Raw genomic sequence first — 15,409 nt, 5'->3', positions numbered from 1 at the left:
TAAAACTGGGAATACGTCGATGAGACTCGTTCAAACTGCGCTCGCCAGATCAAATGAGCGTGGAGTTCGGGCGGTACGATAGGATCAGTTGGTACTGCTACGCCGAAGCTTGGGGTGAGGAAATAGCTTCGGTGCTTTTTAAGTTCAGGCGGCGTCAGTAATCGACCTAACACGTCTTCGTATTCGGCTTGTGTGAGTTGTTGAGGTGCCCCCCGTAATCAGTGCCACCGGCAATTTAGTAAAGTCCGTTTTCGAGAAGGAGAATGGACTTGAAGAAGCGGTTTTCAGAAGAGCAGATCATCGGTTTTTTGCAGCAGGCGGAAGCCGGCGTGGCGATCAAGGAACTGTGCCGGCAACACGGCTTCAGTGACGCCTCGTTCTACAACTGGCGGGCGAAATTCGGCGGCATGTCAGTTCCGGATGCGAAGCGCCTGAAGGAACTGGAAGCCGAGAACGCCAAGCTCAAACGCCTACTGGCCGAATCGATCCTTGATGCCGAAGCTCTCAAAGCGGCCTTGGGCCGAAAGCGCTGAGCCCCCAGCAAAAGCGTGAGTCAGTCATGGTGATGCGGAAAGCGACAGCAATTTCCCAACGCCGTGCCTGCCAGCTGGTGGGTTTGTCACGCACGGTCCTGCATTACGTATCGAAGGCGCAGCCGGAGAACGAGCAGTTGCAAGCCAGGCTGGTCGAACTGGCCGGCGAGCGCCGCCGGTTCGGCTATCGCCGCTTGCATGCGCTGGTTCGGCGAGAGGGCGTTCGAGCCAATCACAAACGGATTTATCGGCTCTACAGTGATGCCGGTCTGTCAGTTCGGCGCCGCAAAAAGCGACATGGTGTGGCTGTTGAGCGGCAGGCACTGGAACGCCCTACCGAGCCCAACCAAGTTTGGTCGATGGATTTTGTCAGTGACGCGCTGGCCAATGGCCGCCGGATCAAGGTGCTGACCATCGTCGATGATTTCAGCAAGGAGGCCATCGATCTCGCGGTCGACTTCGGCATTTCAGGCCATTACGTTACGCGTGTTCTTGATCAGGCGGCTCGCTTCCGGGGCTACCCCAAGGCCATTCGAACTGACCAGGGACCAGAATTTACCGGCAAAGCGCTCGACCAGTGGGCCTGCCAGCATGGCGTTCAGCTCAAACTGATCCAGGCCGGGAAACCCACGCAGAACGCGTTCATCGAGAGCTTCAACGGACGCTTCCGAGATGAGTGCCTGAATGACTATTGGTTTACGAGCTTGCCACAGGCTCGTATCCTGATCGCCGCCTGGCGCCGGGACTACAACCAGCATCGGCCGCACAGCGCATTGAATTATCAAACCCCGGCAGAGTTCGCGGCCGAGCATCGGGCAACCACCTCTGCCCAGCCAGCCGCCGAAGAATGTCTTTAACGGTACAACCCAAGGACTTTTACTAAAACGCCCTTGGCACTAAAACCGGGGGCACCTCACAATCAATTTGGCATGTTGCCATTGAACCAATAGAGAGCAATATGACCTCAGCCATGCTCCTCCTGTGGATAGCCTTGGGCATTGTTGTTCAGCTGGCACTTTGGCTGGGCATTGTCTTCTGGCGCCACTGGCAGCGCTATATATCGTTGCAGGATCAGGCCAATGGCAAGAGTCCTGCAACTCTGTCCGATAGTTTGCAGACTGACACTGCTTCCGAGGGCTGGAAAGGATTCAGGACTTTCAAGGTTATTCAGAAAACCCTTGAAGATGGTAACGGAGCCATTTGCTCCTTCTATCTACGTCCAGAGGATCGGCAGTCACTTCCCGTATTCAAGCCAGGACAGTTTCTTACCTTCAAACTGGCCATCCCGACTCCAGGAGGCACGGCGGAAGAACTCATCCGTTGCTACTCCCTCTCGGATTCGCCTGCTCATGATACTTACAGGGTTTCGATAAAGCGCGTCCCAACGCCTAACGGCACCTCCCTACCTCCTGGCCGCTCATCCAATTTTTTCCACGACCATGTACACGTAGGCACATCATTGGCAGTTCGGGCTCCATCAGGACATTTTTATCTCAACCACGAAGCCTCTCCAGTTGTACTGATTGGCGGAGGAATCGGTATCACACCGATGTTGAGCATGCTCAACTGGATCGTGAATCACCAGCCTGAACGTGAAGTTTGGCTGTTTTACGGCGTGCGAAATAGCGCTGAAGTGATTATGAAGGCGCATCTTCTGGCGCTCGCAGCCCAACACCCGAATTTCAAGCTGCACATCTGCTTTAGCGCGCCGCTACCGGGTGACATGATGGCGCGCGATTTTCACCATAGGGGTCGTATTGATGTCGCGCTGTTAAGGACAGAGTTACCGCTGAAACCGTTCGATTTCTATATATGCGGTCCGACGCCGATGATGGAAAGCTTGGTCGATGCCCTTGAAGACTGGGGAGTTCCGGACTCACGAATTCATTTTGAAGCATTCGGACCTGCGTCGATAAAAAGAGGTGGCCCCGCGCAGTTGGACAGAAATTTGGTTTTCTTAAGTGAGTTCTCTGCGGGTTAAGCCGCTGCGGCGAGCAGCGGCTGGTTGAAGTAAGCCGTATCCGGGGTTTGCCCGTCAAGCGTTGAGTGCGGGCGACGACGATTGTAAAAATCGAAGTAGCGGGCCAGCGCCTGTCGGACCTCGGAAACGGTGTCGTAGCCGTGCAGGTAAATCTCCTCGTACTTGACCGATTTCCAGAGGCGTTCGACGAATACGTTATCGCGCCAGCAGCCCTTGCCATCCATGCTGACCTGAATGCTGTGCTCCTGAAGCAAGCCAATGAAGGCCGAACTGGTGAATTGGCTGCCCTGGTCTGTGTTCATGATTTCCGGTCGGCCATACTTCATGATGGCCTCTTCCAGAGCATCGACGCAGGGATCAGCCGTCAGGCTGTTCGACAGGCGCCAACTCAGCACCCGACGGGTTGCCCAATCAAGCACCGCGCTCAGATAGACGAAGCCCCGGCGCATCGGGATGTAGGTCGTATCCATGGCCCAGACCTGATTCGGACGCTCGATGGCAAGGCCGCGCAGCAGGTAGGGATAGATGCGGTGTGCCTGGTTGCGCCGACTGGTGTTGGCCTTGCGGTAGATGGCCTGGATATCGAGCTTCTTCATCAGCGTACCGACATGTTTGCGACCGATTTCATGGCCTTCGAGCTTGAGCATATCGCGCAACATCCGCGCACCGGCAAAGGGATGCTCCAGGTGCAGTTCATCAATCCGCCGCATCAGCATCAAATCGATTTCGGATGTGGGCTGCGGCTGGTAATAGACAGAAGAACGCGAAAGCTCAAGTAACTGGACTTGCCTGACGACAGGCAGATCGTGGGCCTTGTCGATCATCGTTTTGCGCTCGCATCGCCGATGCGACCGAGCGCGACGGCCAAAAAATCAATCTCCAACGCCTGCTGGCCTATCTTTGCATGCAAATCCTTCAGGTCCGGCGTGGCCGCCTGCTTCTCGGCAGCCGTCGCAAAGACACCCGAGGCGTTCTCGAGCAATTGTGTCTTCCATTGCGTAATCTGATTCGGATGAACGTCAAACTTCTCTGCTAACGCAGCCAGCGTCTCATCGCCCTTGAGGGCGGCAATCGCCACTTTGGCCTTGAAGGCGGCTGTGTGGTTACGGCGGGGTCTTCTCATTGCTTCTGCTCCTAGGCAGGCGATTTCCATCGCCCATTGAAGCAGAGATTTCACTTAACTCGATGTCCGGATTCGCGGAACCACCTCTATGCTCAGAGCGCCACGGCGAAACAGGAAAGTTTAAACACTTGCCTGAACCCCAGGGGGCTACTTTGTGGCCGGGGACTAGTTTGTGTCTTGGTGAATTTCGGGCTGCGGGGCTAAATTGTGGTCTTTGGGGGCCAAATTGCGGTCACAAAATAGGGAATCCAGGGTACTTATTCGTGTCACCTGACTTTGCCAGCAGTAAGGGAAGAGGATCTTAACTGATCTTTTTTCTGGCCATCATTTAACATAATACAAATTATGCGCACAACGAAGGCATTAAAAAAAGCGCCCACAGCGCCGATAACAAAACCTTTGTGCATAAGATCACCTCACCAGAACAAGAAGAAGCTAAGCGCCCGCAGATGCGCCTCGAAGGGCGCCCAGGCTTCCGGTGCCTCTTGAAACGCCGCTAACTCGCGCACGAATCCATAGCGCGCCGCGATGGTGCCTTGATCCCATTCGCTCGGGAACTGGCACACGACCCGCCTGAGCTTTTGCATCACCTCGGTACTGCCCGGTCGGCGTAGAAGGTTATTCATCTCCATGCGCCCGGTAGCGTTGGGGTCGGGGTCGGCGATCAGGTTTTTCAGGTGGTTCGAATCGCAACGCTGATCGTTCGGAGCACTGTCGTCGTTGATGAAACACCAGCCTTGGATTGGCAGGAAATCGGCATCGCTGAACTTGTAGCTGCCTTCGGCATTGAGATCGGCCCACACGGCTTCGGTGATTTGTCGCCAGTGGGCGGCATTGGCCGGGAGCGGGTCTTTGTCGGCGGCGTTCGGGCCGCGCCCGAGGTTGCGCCCGAAACGCAGCAGTTCATACCAGCCGCTGGGGCTGCTGCGGTTTCGGTCGGCTTGCGGCAAGGCATTGTGGCGGGTGTTGGCCGTGTTGTAGAGGTTGTATTCGCCTTCGTTTTCCAGTCGGGCATTGCCAATTGGCCGCCCTTGATTGTTGAAGGTGGTGAAGGTGCAGGAACCGCCGTCGTAATGCATCTTGACCCACACCGCTTCGCCCAGCGTGGTCTGGCTGGCGGCGCGCAGGTGGGTGGTGGGTGCGGTGCTCTGAGTTGGGGTGGATGCCGGTAGGTAGAGCCAGATGGCGCCAAACACGGCATCGATTCGCCCATCGGCGGTCGGTGCCGGGATATTGGCCGGATCAACCCAGGCGGGCGCATGCCTGAGTTATCGGTTATGGCTTATTCACAGCGGTCAATTTTTGTTAATTATTTTTCAATTCAAGATGGCGTGAATCAATACCTAACCGAATACTTCCTTTTAAAAAATTAACCACTTTTTTTGTGTTAATTTTTATTTCATAAGATTTCCCGGCATGACTGCTTGATTGGTCTATCTCGATACGGCTTGAAGCAAAGAATTTCCCTTTTGCATCAAAGTTCCGACTACAGGGCGTGTTTGATAAGAATACGTAGGTAACCCTTAAGCCATCTCCTCCATTTCCAATCAGATAGATATAATTGTTATAAAAATTTTTCGACCCAAACGGCGTTGATGCTTGTCGAGAAAAGCAAATTCCTATTGTGCCATCAGCAGATATCTTCTTTTTGACTTTTCCGTACAGGCTTAGATCTTCAATTTTAAGTACAGATCCAATCTCTATCGGAACAATGCTCTGGAATTCGCGATCTAGGTATTTTAGTTCAAAATCCTTAGCGTCAACGACATATCTAACCGATTCATCATTTTTCAACTCAAAATAGGTTATATTTCTATCTGTGTCTTCAACCAATATCCAGTCGTTTTTTTCGCCTGAATATGCGTAAGCAGATGGGAAAACCAGAGTCGACGAAAGCAGTATTTTACAGATATTCTTTTTTGTAGTTAAAGTGATCAACATAGTCTTTGTTCATTTTCCAAAAAATTGTTCCTGTGAATTTCTCAATCTCTTCAACAACCTTGTGGGGGTTTTTATCTTTTCCAATCACGGTTTTCTGTTTTTTTATTACATAGAAGCCACCGTAAGCTGCCGTTGATTCATATACCCATTCGCACTCTTTCACCAACTCTTTTTTCTTATCTTTTCCCCTCCCAGTTGTTTTGTACTTCTGGTAATTAACGCTACTCTCCTTAATGTCAAATATATTGTGCGAAGAATCGGAGAAATGTATCCCCTTTTTTACCTTGAAATGATTTTTATAATTTGATTTTATATCATCACCATCCCAGAAGTATCCGCCATTTGAATAATCTTTACCACCATCCAGTGCATGCTTTACTGCCTTAAAAGCAGTAGCCATAGGCTCTTTTTCAACCACATCGCTATCTGATGAGTCACTCACTAACTTATGCCGAGGATTACCATCGGAAAATGCAAAAGCAAAGCTTTTTTCGTTTTGAACAAACTCCTTCCAAGTATCTCTGCCTCGTGATTTCTTTTGCCTGATCAAAACTGCAGCAATTGCTGCCATCTCTTCAAATTTATTTAATAAAGACGACTTACCAAGGACCCCTCCAATAAGTATCTTTAAATCCGGGTCAATGTGATTATTTTTTTCAGACATAACGGCTCATCTTTCCAGAAAACGAATCAATAACCAAAGCAGAGTCTACGTCTTCATGCGACTTTCCATCCGGAATGTTGCTTGTTTTTCCTTTAGGATTCAATTTTGAAATGCCTATATGTTCGTTATTGCTATTAATGAGCGCATAGTCAGACAGATGATTTTTATTTCCGTCGATTACGAATTGGTAGTACTTGCATTCATTTGTGCGCTGATAATCAGGAATCAATATATTGGACCTTGGGAAATTAACGCTTTCCGGCGCCGCACTCTTCGGCCCTGTCCAATCCTTCTTTGATGCCTTGAACTCCACCTTCTTGGGCGCATGCAGTTCGATATTCCCGCCCTCGATCTTGAGGTAAGCCCCCTGGGCGGTAGCGAGGATTTTCTGTGTGGCGCTGGCCGTGAGTTTGCCGGTGGTGCTGGCAATGGTCACTTCCTTGTCGGCGGCGGCTGTTGTCTTGCCGCCCTGACTTTGCACGCTGACCGTGCCGCTGGCGGCGTGCAGGTGGATGCCGGTTTCCTGGTTGGGTTTTTGTTTGTTGCTGGCCTTGCCGACGGTGAAGAGCGCGATGCCGTCCTTGACGGCGAGGCTGTGGTTGCCCTGGGCGATGAGGTTGGTGTCGTGCTCGGTGGCGATGGCGAGGTTCTGGCCGGCGGCGATGAGGTGATGTTCTGGGGTGAGCTGGGCGATGCCGGCCGGGGCGGCGAACTGGAGGCGGGGTTGGGACCAGGCGGGGACGGTGCCCGTGCCGCCGAGTGTAGCCTTGATGCCTTCGTTGTTTCCTTGCATGCTGGTCCCGTGGGTGGCGGTGGCGCCCAGGGTGGCTTCGGCTTGTTTCAGGCTGTCGAGGGCGGGGATCTTGTCAGCCGCCGGGTCGCCCTTGAGGCCGGCGTTTTGTTTATGGGCGACATCGGCCAGGCTGTGGCTGAGGTTCCTGGCTTCCTGGGTCTGGGTGATGGGTTCGCGGCTGTCCAGCTGCGTGCCGCTGGCGTTGGGGCGTGCATCGGCGCTGAGCAGGAGGCCGTTCCCGGCGCGCAGCGCCAGACTGGCCTGGGTGTTGAGTTCGCCGCCATGGCCGCGGTCGGCGAGTCGGGCGTTGTCGGTTTGCTGCTTGAGGTGGCCGAGTTGCAAGGTGCTGTTGTATTGCGTCGTACCCAGTTCGATACGTGCTTCGCCTGGGGTGTCGTCGAAGACGAACTGGTTGTAGCCGCCCTGCCCGCTCTGGCTGGTGGACAGTTGCTGGGTTTTGATGCCGGAGAGGCTGGCTTGATGGGTGTGGGCGCTGTCCTTTTCTCCGGCGAAGAAGGCCGGGGCGTTGGCGCTGGTTTGCTGGGTGCCGCCAGCGATCCGGTTGCCTTGGGCGTCGGGGTTGCCGCTGCCGTTGTAGGCGCTGCCGATGACGATGGGGCGGTCGATGTTGCCGTTCTGAAAGGCGACGAGGACTTCCTGCCCGGGCCGGGGAACGAGATGCCCGCCCCAGTTGGCACCGGCGACCGGGGTCATGACGCGCAGCCAGACGCCGAGGCTGGCATTGGCCGGAGCGTTGTTGCTTCCCGTCGGGTGGTCGTGCCGGGCGCCGGCGTCTTGTCCGCGTTGCCACGGGAACTGGACGCGGATGCGGCCGTCGCGGTCGGTGTGGGTGGGGCTACCGTTCCCTACCACGATGGCGGTCAGGGTGCCGCTGGCGGTGGGTCGTGGGTGGATGTGTCTTCCCTGACTGTCGGCCATCAGCGGTTTCCAGGGGATCACGGCGCGGATGGCGGTGAGGGTGTTGCGGTAGTAGTCGACCTGGGGCCTGCCCTGCTCCGCTGGGTCGGTGGCGCCGATTTCCTTGAGCGCAGCGCGGGCTTCGTGGGTGACGGCGGTGATCAGGAAGCGGCACTTTGGGGTGGTCCGCTAGAATCAGGGATCAAAGGTAAACGTTCGTCGACACATCCCTCACCCACGGATCATTTGCCTCGATAGCGCATTCGTCCTCGACCCACTGCGGCCATTGGGGAATCTTGCTGGTATGCATCGCTATCCAGCGGAACAGGCTTTGGGGAAACATGAAGACCTGGGAGACGATCTGCAAGAGAATCCAGCCATTGAGCTGCAGGGTGATGCGCTCCCAGCCGAAGCGCCAGGTCTCGCGCTGGAGATCGAGCCGGGGAAGGCAGATCAGCGGTTTTTCCAGCACGGGCAGAACGGCCTGCGGCCCCTCCTCCATGTAACGGCGATAGAACTCCCACAGGGTTTGGAGTTGATCCTTTTCGCCGCTGGCGCCGAGGGCGAAGGTTTCGCGGACCGTGACTCCGTCGGCATCCATGACATGGCCGGCCACATACAGGTCCTTCCAGGTCGTTTCGCTGCCGCCGATGGTGAAGTAGAGATCGTCCCAGCACGCCTTCAAGACAGTGCCGTTGCGGCGCCAGACATAGACCTGGCGGTTTTTCCGGTTGAAGCGGATGGGAAAGTGGGTGTAGGTGAAGGCGTCTCGGGTTAGAAGCCAGAGTGAGGCAATCAATAACAGTAGAGCTATACCGATAGGAGCAATAAAAATTTGTATTTCGTCATATCCAAGCATCGTTACTAGCAATACAAGCGAAAAACAAATCCCGAATACTGATGACATCGCTACGAATCCACGTACTGGATAGAACTTATCAATCCCCTCCAGGAAGGTGTCATTCAAGCGAATCACCGAAAGGTTGTAATGCGGAACCACATCCAGCCGTTTCTTCGGTTTTAGTGTTGACGCTCGTTGAAAACTGACCAGAAAAGTGGGGGTGTGCGCGCTGAAAATTGACCAGGGTGATTAACTCGTCCGCTCATTTTTTGAGCAGGATTTTAGGAGATGATCACCATGAAGGATCTGGGAAGGATTCGGCGGTTGTTTTATCGGGATGGCCTATCGCTGTCCGAGATTTCGCGGAAGACGGGGTATAGCCGGAACACCGTCAAACGTTGGTTACGGACACCGGAAGGGGCGGAGCCGAAGTACGAACGGCAGAACCCGAACATCAAGATTGCCCCGTATGCGGCGCGCCTGATCAAGGCACTGGAGGCGGATGCCCGCCGTCCGAAACGGGATCGGCGCACAGCACTGAAACTGTTTGGCGAATTGCAGGCCGCCGGATTCACCGGTACCTACTGCCGGGTCACCGAATTCATCCGGCGCTGGCGGGCCGATGGCGGTGCAGCCGTCAGTAAAGCCTTCGTTCCGCTCCACTTCGAGTTGGGCGAAGCCTTCCAGTTCGACTGGAGCGAAGAGCATCTGGTCATTGGCGGGGTCTGGCGCAAGATTCTCGCCTCACATCTGAAACTCTGCGCCAGTCGGGCCTTTGTCGTTCAAGCCTATCCGACGCAAGGTCACGAGATGCTGTTCGATGCCCATACCCGCTCGTTTGCGGCGCTGGGTGGCATTCCCCGGCGCGGCATCTACGACAATATGAAGACGGCCGTGGATAAGGTGCAGAAAGGCAAATCCCGCATCGTCAATTCGCGCTTCTCGGCGATGGCCTCCCACTACCTGTTTGATCCGGATTTCTGCAATGTCGCCAGCGGCTGGGAGAAAGGCGTCGTCGAGAAGAACGTCCAGGATAGTCGGCTCCGTCTCTGGCAGGATGCCGGCAAGGAGCGATTCAGTTCATTCACCGAACTGAACGTCTGGCTGCTCGAGCGCTGCCGGGGGCTGTGGCAGGAATTGCGTCATCCCGAGTACGCTGACCTGACAGTGGCCGAGATGCTCGAACACGAACAACCGAGCCTGATGCCGATGGTCGCATCCTTCGATGGCTACGTCGAAACCTTGGGCAAGGTATCGAGCACCTGCCTGGTGACGCTGGATCGCAACCGCTACTCGGTACCGTGCGAACTGGTGGGCCAAGCCGTCAGCCTGCGTCTTTATCCGGAACGGATCGACATTGTGGCGCACGATACTCGGGTGGCCAGTCATCCCCGCAACTTCAGTCGGCAGCAAACCCTCTACGACTGGCAGCACTACATCCCGCTGATCGAACGCAAGCCAGGGGCCTTGAGAAATGGCGCGCCGTTTGCCGACATGCCGGAGCCATTGCAACGATTACGCAGCTTGCTCCTGCGCCGGGAAGGTGGTGATCGGGTGATGGCCAAAGTGCTATCGGCAATTTCGCAGTTTGATCTGGAAGCGGTGCTGGTTGCCGTCGATCTGGTGCTGGAGTCCGGCCTACCCAGTGCCGAGCACATCGAGAACATGCTCAACCGCCTGAAGTCGGGTCCCATGCCGCCACCGGTGGAAACGCCACTCACCCTCAGCGAAGTACCGATTGCCGATACCGGCCGCTATGACCGCTTGCGTACCGAGGTGACTGATCATGCGTGAGCTGATGAGCGAGTTCAAGGAACTGCGTTTGCACGGCATGGCCGGTGCCTGGGAGGAGCTGACAGCCAACGGTAGCAGCCGTGTCGAAGCCTCACGTTGGCTGATCGAACATCTACTGCAAGCCGAGCATACTGATCGAGTGATGCGTTCGATTGGCTATCAGATGCATGCGGCCCGCTTCCCGGTACATCGTGATCTGGCCGGATTCGACTTCGAACAATCGAAGGTGGATCAGAAGCTGATCCGGCAACTGGCCGACCTCTCCTTTGCCGAGGAAGCCCAGAACGTCGTGTTCATTGGTGGCACGGGCACTGGCAAGACCCACCTCGCGACGGCGCTGGGTGTCTCGGGCATTACCCATCACAGCAAGCGGGTGCGTTTCTTCTCGACGGTTGATCTGGTCAATGCGCTGGAACAGGAGAAGGCTGCTGGCAAAGCCGGGCGGATTGCCTTGGGGCTGCTGCGCATGGATCTGGTCATCCTCGATGAGTTGGGCTATTTGCCGTTCAGTCAGGCCGGTGGCGCCTTGCTGTTCCACTTGCTGTCGAAACTCTACGAGCACACCAGTGTGATGATCACGACCAATCTGACCTTCGCCGAATGGCCGAGCGTCTTTGGCGATGCCAAGATGACCACTGCCTTGCTCGACCGGCTGACGCATCACTGCCATATCGTCGAGACCGGGAATGAGTCGTTTCGCTTCCGGCACAGCACGGCAACGGCCAAGTCGAGGATCAAGGCGCGGGAGCAGAGCAAGCGGGGAAATCCACCCGAAGCAGATCCGTTCTGATCGAGGCCGCGTTGGGAAATCCGTTCCGGACTCCGTCCTCCACGGCTTTCCCAACGCATTCGTCGTGGCTCGGAAATCAGTTGTTCTGAGCTACACTTATCCACAAGCCCACCTATGTCAGGTGGCTATCACACCTGGTCAAAATTCAACGCGCACAGGTGGTCAAATTTAAACGCGCGCCGACACCTACATTCCGAGGTACCCCTGTTTTATAGTAGATTTACCGAAGGACGTTATATGAAGGGCTTCAAGCCCAGTTCACTCTCCACAGGTGGAAGTTTCGGCTGCCGGGAATGGTCCTACTACCTGCAAAGCGACAAGCACCCCTACATCGATGTGACCTCCTACGGCAAAGACCAGTTCGGCCCCTATTCCTACATCCGCCCCATTCTCGGCTGGGGCCGCTTCGACATCCCGCCCAAACCCGTCATCGGCAAGCACGGCAAGGTTTGGGTCTGTCTGCACGAATGCCCGAACGGCGAAGCGCCCGGCATCATTCCCGATATCAAGGCCTGGGCGAAGGCAAACAACTGGCCCGTTCCCAAACCTCCCAAAAAACAACCGATGTTCCCGGACAGAGAATTCAAGCGCGGCGAATTCATCGATTGATGTCCCAAGACATGTAATGCCGTTGTTCCGGACTTGAGATGCCGCATTGCAGCGGACAGCCAACCCGCTACGCGGTTTGTCTGCCGCTGAATGCTCGCTGGGGTAGCCACTTCCTGCCGCGCATCGGTACCGAGGTGATGGTGGACTTCCTCGACGGCGACATCGACCGCCCCATCGTCGTCGGCCAAGCCTACAACGGCGCCGACCTCCCCTCTTTCTCAGAACCTGTTCACGATCTTCTGAGCAAAAGCGCGAGGAAGGCGAGATGAATGAACTGTAGGCTGGTGTTCAGCTTGCGTTCGCAGTTCCTCCAAAGACGGCGGCACTTTTCAATCCAGGCAAATGATCGCTCGACAACCCAGCGTTGAGGTATGACGGCAAAGGTATGCAATTCGCTGCGCTTGGCGATTTGAACCTCGGCGCCCAGCAGTTCATCTACTGCTTGGGCAAAAGGCTGGCCGACATAGCCACCGTCGGCCAGGATGCTCTGAACGGCTTGTAAATCCGCTGCACAGCGGCTCAAAGCCTGCAATGCCCCCTTGCGGTCGGCTACATCAGCGGTCGTGACGGCGATAGCGTGCGGCAGACCTTGGGTATCGACGGCAATATGGCGCTTGATGCCGGAAACTTTCTTGCCCGCATCGTAGCCTTTCTCGCGAGCGCTATCGCTGTTCTTGACGCTCTGCGCGTCGACGATCAAGAAGCTCGTCGAGGATTTGCGCCCCTGTTTTGTACGGACCGCGCCAACCACATTTTTTTAAAGCCCGTTCCAGAACGCTGAAACCGTCTGGACCAGGCTCACTCCACTTGGCAAAATAGGCATGCACCGTGCGCCATTTCGGATATTCGCTCGGGAGCATCCGCCATTGGCAACCGCTCTTCAGCAAATACAGCACGCCACAGAACACTTCATATAAATCCACCGTTCGGGGCTTGGTCTGCTTGCGCACACTTTCCAGCAAGGGCCTGATCTCTTCAAAGGCTTCCGGGCTGATGTCACTGGGGTATCTCTTTCTCATGCCCCAGTCTACGACATCCAATTGATCGTGAACAGCCTCTCAGCCGGCCACGAAGCCGGGGCCAATCATCCCGGCGTGCTCTCCGGCTGGATGAGCCACAACCATGAAGCCGGCTTCAACCAGTGGGTGACCGACGATGCCCCCGGACAATTGCGCTCCCGTCTCGCCACCAGCGAGAACGCCGGCCAGCTCGGCTTGGGCCATCTCATTCACCAAGCTCCCGAATCCGCCACGCGCGGTGCCTGGCGCGGTAGCGGCTTCGAGTTGCGTACCGACGGCTGGCTGGCGGTACGGGCCGGCGAAGGCATCCTCATTTCGGCCACCGCCCGAAACAATGCCCAGAGCACCCAGATGGACGTGGCGGAGACGGTCGGCCAACTGAAAGCCGCTGCCGAAACCGCCAAGGCCCTCTCGGAAGCTGCCCAGGGGCAAACGGCATTGCCGCTCAAGGGCAATGCGGCACAAACGGATTTCATCAAGGCCATCGACCCGCAACAGGATGGCCACTACCCGGGTAGCGTCGGCGGTCAGGAAGCCCGAAAGGCCGTCCCCGGCGGCCGCGAATTGGGCGAACCGACCGAACGCTTTGCCAAGCCCTTCATCGTCAACGAGGCGCCATCCGACATCGGCCTCTCGACCCCTGCCAGCACCCTGCTCTTCGCCGGCGGTCATCTGCATGCCACGGTGCAGCAGGACCTGCATGTCGCCAGCGCCCATACCGTCTCCACCGCCGTCGGCGAAGGGGTGAGTTGGTTCAGTCATTCAGGGGGCATCAAGAGCGTCGCCCAGGCTGGAACGCACACCCTCCAGGCGCATACCGACCAACTGGAGATTCTCGCCGACCAGTCGATCACCATCACCAGTTCCAACGACGAGATTCATCTGCTGGCCAAGGAGAAGATCGTGCTCCAGGCCGGGCAGTCTTCCGTCACCCTCGAAGGGCAGAACATCACCTTTGCTTGTCCGGGAAAATTCTCCGTCAAGGGCGGGGGAATCGCTTTCCTCGGGCCGTGGAAAAATCCGGCCAGCCTGGAAGCGTTGCCGGATTCAAGAGTCAAGATGTTTGATGAGCAAATTCGTGCCTTGCACGCAGAAACAGGACAACCGATTGCCGATTTACCCTACAAAATTGTAACGAGTGATGGCGAAGTCTTCTTTGGGTTCACAGACCAAGAAGGAAAGACTATGCGGATTGGATCTGCTGAGCCAAGTACAATAAACGTATATTGGGGAGAGACGTCCCCCAGCGGGGCATGATATGGCTGGTGGCAAGAAACCTTTCCAAGCAACGACCAACGATACCTACAAGAGTGTCGTTGATGACAAACTGAAGCCAACCGCCGAGATGCATATCTTGGTTGGCGGGCCTTATACCGACCCAGCAGGTGAAGAACACAAATACGGCCATACAGCTCTACGCATAAAAACCAGAAAATCAGATTTTACATACGACTTCGGTCGATATGGCAAGATCACAGGTACCTTTGGTGAGAGCGGCGATGGAATACTAAGGGTATGGAGTTCATTTCATCATTATATAAACGGCGAAATATCTCTTCAGAGAAAAACAACAGGATTTGTGTACTCAATATTCGATCATCAGGCATCATTATCTAACGGATATTTTGACAGCCTTATAAAATCCGGGAAATATATTGACGGGAAAAGCACCGTCGCAAAGAGAGTTTATAAATTAGCCATGGATTACCATGCCCTCGGTCCAAACTGTACAACTCTAAGCATTGACGGCGCAAAGCAAGCCATTAAAAACATTGACCACGGATATGAAAAATACAACAAACCTGAAGACGTGCTTAATTTTGCAGAACGCATGGCACTAAAAGCAAAAGGAGGAGCACCCAGATTATTTTTGCCAGCAAATTTACTGGCTTTTTTATACACAGGCCAACCAACAAAGCCTCTACGAATTGATATTTATGGTAGTGGAAAATGAATAAAACCATTTTATCCATTGGAATCACCGCATTAGCTATTGCACTATACATTTGCACAAAATGCTACGCACCCGAGGGTATGAAAATGACCAAAATCCACAAATTAGAGTATCCATTAATAATATCTAGCGATGCAGCATCAAAAAACACGCATATGCTACCAAAGGGTACAGTACTATATTTTGATAAATCTTACCCAGAAGGATTCTCACGGTACAAGGTTTATATAAATATTGATCGCACGCCTTTAAAACTTGAAAACTTGAGCGACCCCACTGAAATTAATCCAATTGATGCATTCGCGCCCAGTAAAGAAGATTTATTAAAAATAATTCGAGATTATCCTTTAACAAAGAGCGACCTTGAGTCAATTTTGGATTCAAAGCGAATTTCAAAAGATGAAATAAGAGAAATTCTTGAAAAATTTATTCGTTCATAGCGATAGGAT

16 protein-coding genes are annotated in these 15,409 nt (G+C 54.7%); 9 read left to right on the top strand and 7 right to left on the bottom strand.

Features of this window, described 5'->3' with window-relative positions:
* Positions 1-269 precede the first annotated feature (269 nt).
* Together AB6Q56_RS06655 and AB6Q56_RS06650 are read left to right on the top strand one after the other, a co-directional pair.
* Positions 270-1,390, top strand: a protein-coding gene (locus AB6Q56_RS06655) for an IS3 family transposase (RefSeq protein ID WP_434517116.1) whose coding sequence is annotated in 2 segments (ribosomal slippage) — positions 270-519 and positions 519-1,390 — 1,122 coding nt in all. Because the reading frame shifts where the segments join, the coding sequence is not laid out codon by codon here.
* A 101-nt stretch (positions 1,391-1,491) separates the two neighbouring features.
* On the top strand, positions 1,492-2,514 hold the full coding sequence (locus tag AB6Q56_RS06650; protein WP_434516305.1) for an FAD-binding oxidoreductase: 1,023 nt from the start codon (positions 1,492-1,494) through the stop codon (positions 2,512-2,514).
* Here AB6Q56_RS06650 and AB6Q56_RS06645 read toward each other — a convergent pair.
* The 6 genes from AB6Q56_RS06645 to AB6Q56_RS06620 form a co-directional block, all read right to left on the bottom strand.
* Positions 2,511-3,637, bottom strand: a protein-coding gene (locus tag AB6Q56_RS06645; RefSeq protein WP_374755713.1) for an IS3 family transposase whose coding sequence is annotated in 2 segments (ribosomal slippage) — positions 2,511-3,379 and positions 3,379-3,637 — 1,128 coding nt in all. Because the reading frame shifts where the segments join, the coding sequence is not laid out codon by codon here. The genes AB6Q56_RS06650 and AB6Q56_RS06645 overlap by 4 nt on opposite strands.
* A gap of 416 nt (positions 3,638-4,053) precedes the next feature.
* Positions 4,054-4,833, bottom strand: a complete 780-nt coding sequence (locus AB6Q56_RS06640) for a hypothetical protein (protein WP_434516304.1) — start codon at positions 4,831-4,833, stop codon at positions 4,054-4,056.
* A gap of 109 nt (positions 4,834-4,942) precedes the next feature.
* Positions 4,943-5,578, bottom strand: a complete 636-nt coding sequence (locus tag AB6Q56_RS06635; RefSeq protein ID WP_434516303.1) for a hypothetical protein — start codon at positions 5,576-5,578, stop codon at positions 4,943-4,945.
* Entirely contained in the window at positions 5,541-6,242 is a 702-nt protein-coding gene (locus AB6Q56_RS06630) for a hypothetical protein (protein WP_434516302.1), read from the bottom strand. The genes AB6Q56_RS06635 and AB6Q56_RS06630 overlap by 38 nt, the downstream gene beginning before the upstream one ends.
* Positions 6,235-7,974, bottom strand: coding sequence for a DUF2345 domain-containing protein (locus tag AB6Q56_RS06625; protein WP_434516301.1), 1,740 nt, complete (start codon positions 7,972-7,974; stop codon positions 6,235-6,237). Before AB6Q56_RS06625 ends, AB6Q56_RS06630 begins: the two co-directional genes overlap by 8 nt.
* Before the next feature lie 181 nt (positions 7,975-8,155).
* Positions 8,156-8,920, bottom strand: a complete 765-nt coding sequence (locus tag AB6Q56_RS06620) for a DUF6708 domain-containing protein (protein WP_434516300.1) — start codon at positions 8,918-8,920, stop codon at positions 8,156-8,158.
* 171 nt (positions 8,921-9,091) lie between these two features.
* On the opposite strand from AB6Q56_RS06620, the gene istA reads away from it, so the two are divergent.
* The 4 genes from istA (at position 9,092) to AB6Q56_RS06600 (ending at position 12,256) form a co-directional block, all read left to right on the top strand.
* The gene (gene istA, locus AB6Q56_RS06615) at positions 9,092-10,588 is read left to right on the top strand and encodes an IS21 family transposase (protein WP_434517118.1); all 1,497 of its coding nucleotides are present in this window, start codon (positions 9,092-9,094) and stop codon (positions 10,586-10,588) included.
* Complete coding sequence (gene istB / locus AB6Q56_RS06610; protein WP_434517117.1) at positions 10,578-11,378, top strand: IS21-like element helper ATPase IstB; 801 nt, start codon at positions 10,578-10,580, stop codon at positions 11,376-11,378. Before istA ends, istB begins: the two co-directional genes overlap by 11 nt.
* 237 nt (positions 11,379-11,615) lie before the next feature.
* A complete protein-coding gene (locus AB6Q56_RS06605; RefSeq protein WP_434516299.1) occupies positions 11,616-11,987 on the top strand; it encodes a hypothetical protein in 372 nt (123 codons plus the stop codon).
* A gap of 38 nt (positions 11,988-12,025) precedes the next feature.
* Complete coding sequence (locus tag AB6Q56_RS06600) at positions 12,026-12,256, top strand: phage baseplate assembly protein V (protein ID WP_434516298.1); 231 nt, start codon at positions 12,026-12,028, stop codon at positions 12,254-12,256.
* On the opposite strand, the gene AB6Q56_RS06595 is transcribed toward AB6Q56_RS06600, so the two are convergent.
* Positions 12,217-13,006 (bottom strand): IS5 family transposase gene (locus AB6Q56_RS06595; RefSeq protein WP_434513899.1). Its coding sequence is split into 2 segments (ribosomal slippage): positions 12,217-12,745 and positions 12,744-13,006, totalling 792 coding nucleotides; the frame shifts between segments, so codons are not numbered across the junction. The two genes, AB6Q56_RS06600 and AB6Q56_RS06595, sit on opposite strands and share 40 nt — an antisense overlap.
* A 27-nt stretch (positions 13,007-13,033) precedes the next feature.
* Here AB6Q56_RS06595 and AB6Q56_RS06590 point away from each other — a divergent pair.
* The 3 genes from AB6Q56_RS06590 to AB6Q56_RS06580 are packed head-to-tail and all read left to right on the top strand — an operon-like array spanning position 13,034 to position 15,400.
* The gene (locus AB6Q56_RS06590; protein WP_434516297.1) at positions 13,034-14,263 is read left to right on the top strand and encodes a DUF2345 domain-containing protein; all 1,230 of its coding nucleotides are present in this window, start codon (positions 13,034-13,036) and stop codon (positions 14,261-14,263) included.
* A 1-nt stretch (position 14,264) separates the two neighbouring features.
* A complete protein-coding gene (locus AB6Q56_RS06585) occupies positions 14,265-14,960 on the top strand; it encodes a hypothetical protein (RefSeq protein WP_434516296.1) in 696 nt (231 codons plus the stop codon).
* Positions 14,957-15,400 carry a hypothetical protein gene (locus AB6Q56_RS06580; RefSeq protein WP_434516295.1) on the top strand — a complete coding sequence of 148 codons (444 nt, stop codon included), beginning with the start codon at positions 14,957-14,959 and terminating at the stop codon, positions 15,398-15,400. Before AB6Q56_RS06585 ends, AB6Q56_RS06580 begins: the two co-directional genes overlap by 4 nt.
* Positions 15,401-15,409 lie beyond the last annotated feature (9 nt).

It is taken from the genome of Dechloromonas sp. ARDL1 (assembly GCF_051122455.1).
Taxonomy (GTDB): Bacteria; Pseudomonadota; Gammaproteobacteria; order Burkholderiales; family Rhodocyclaceae; genus Azonexus.
This window is presented reverse-complemented; position numbering and strand designations above follow the sequence as displayed.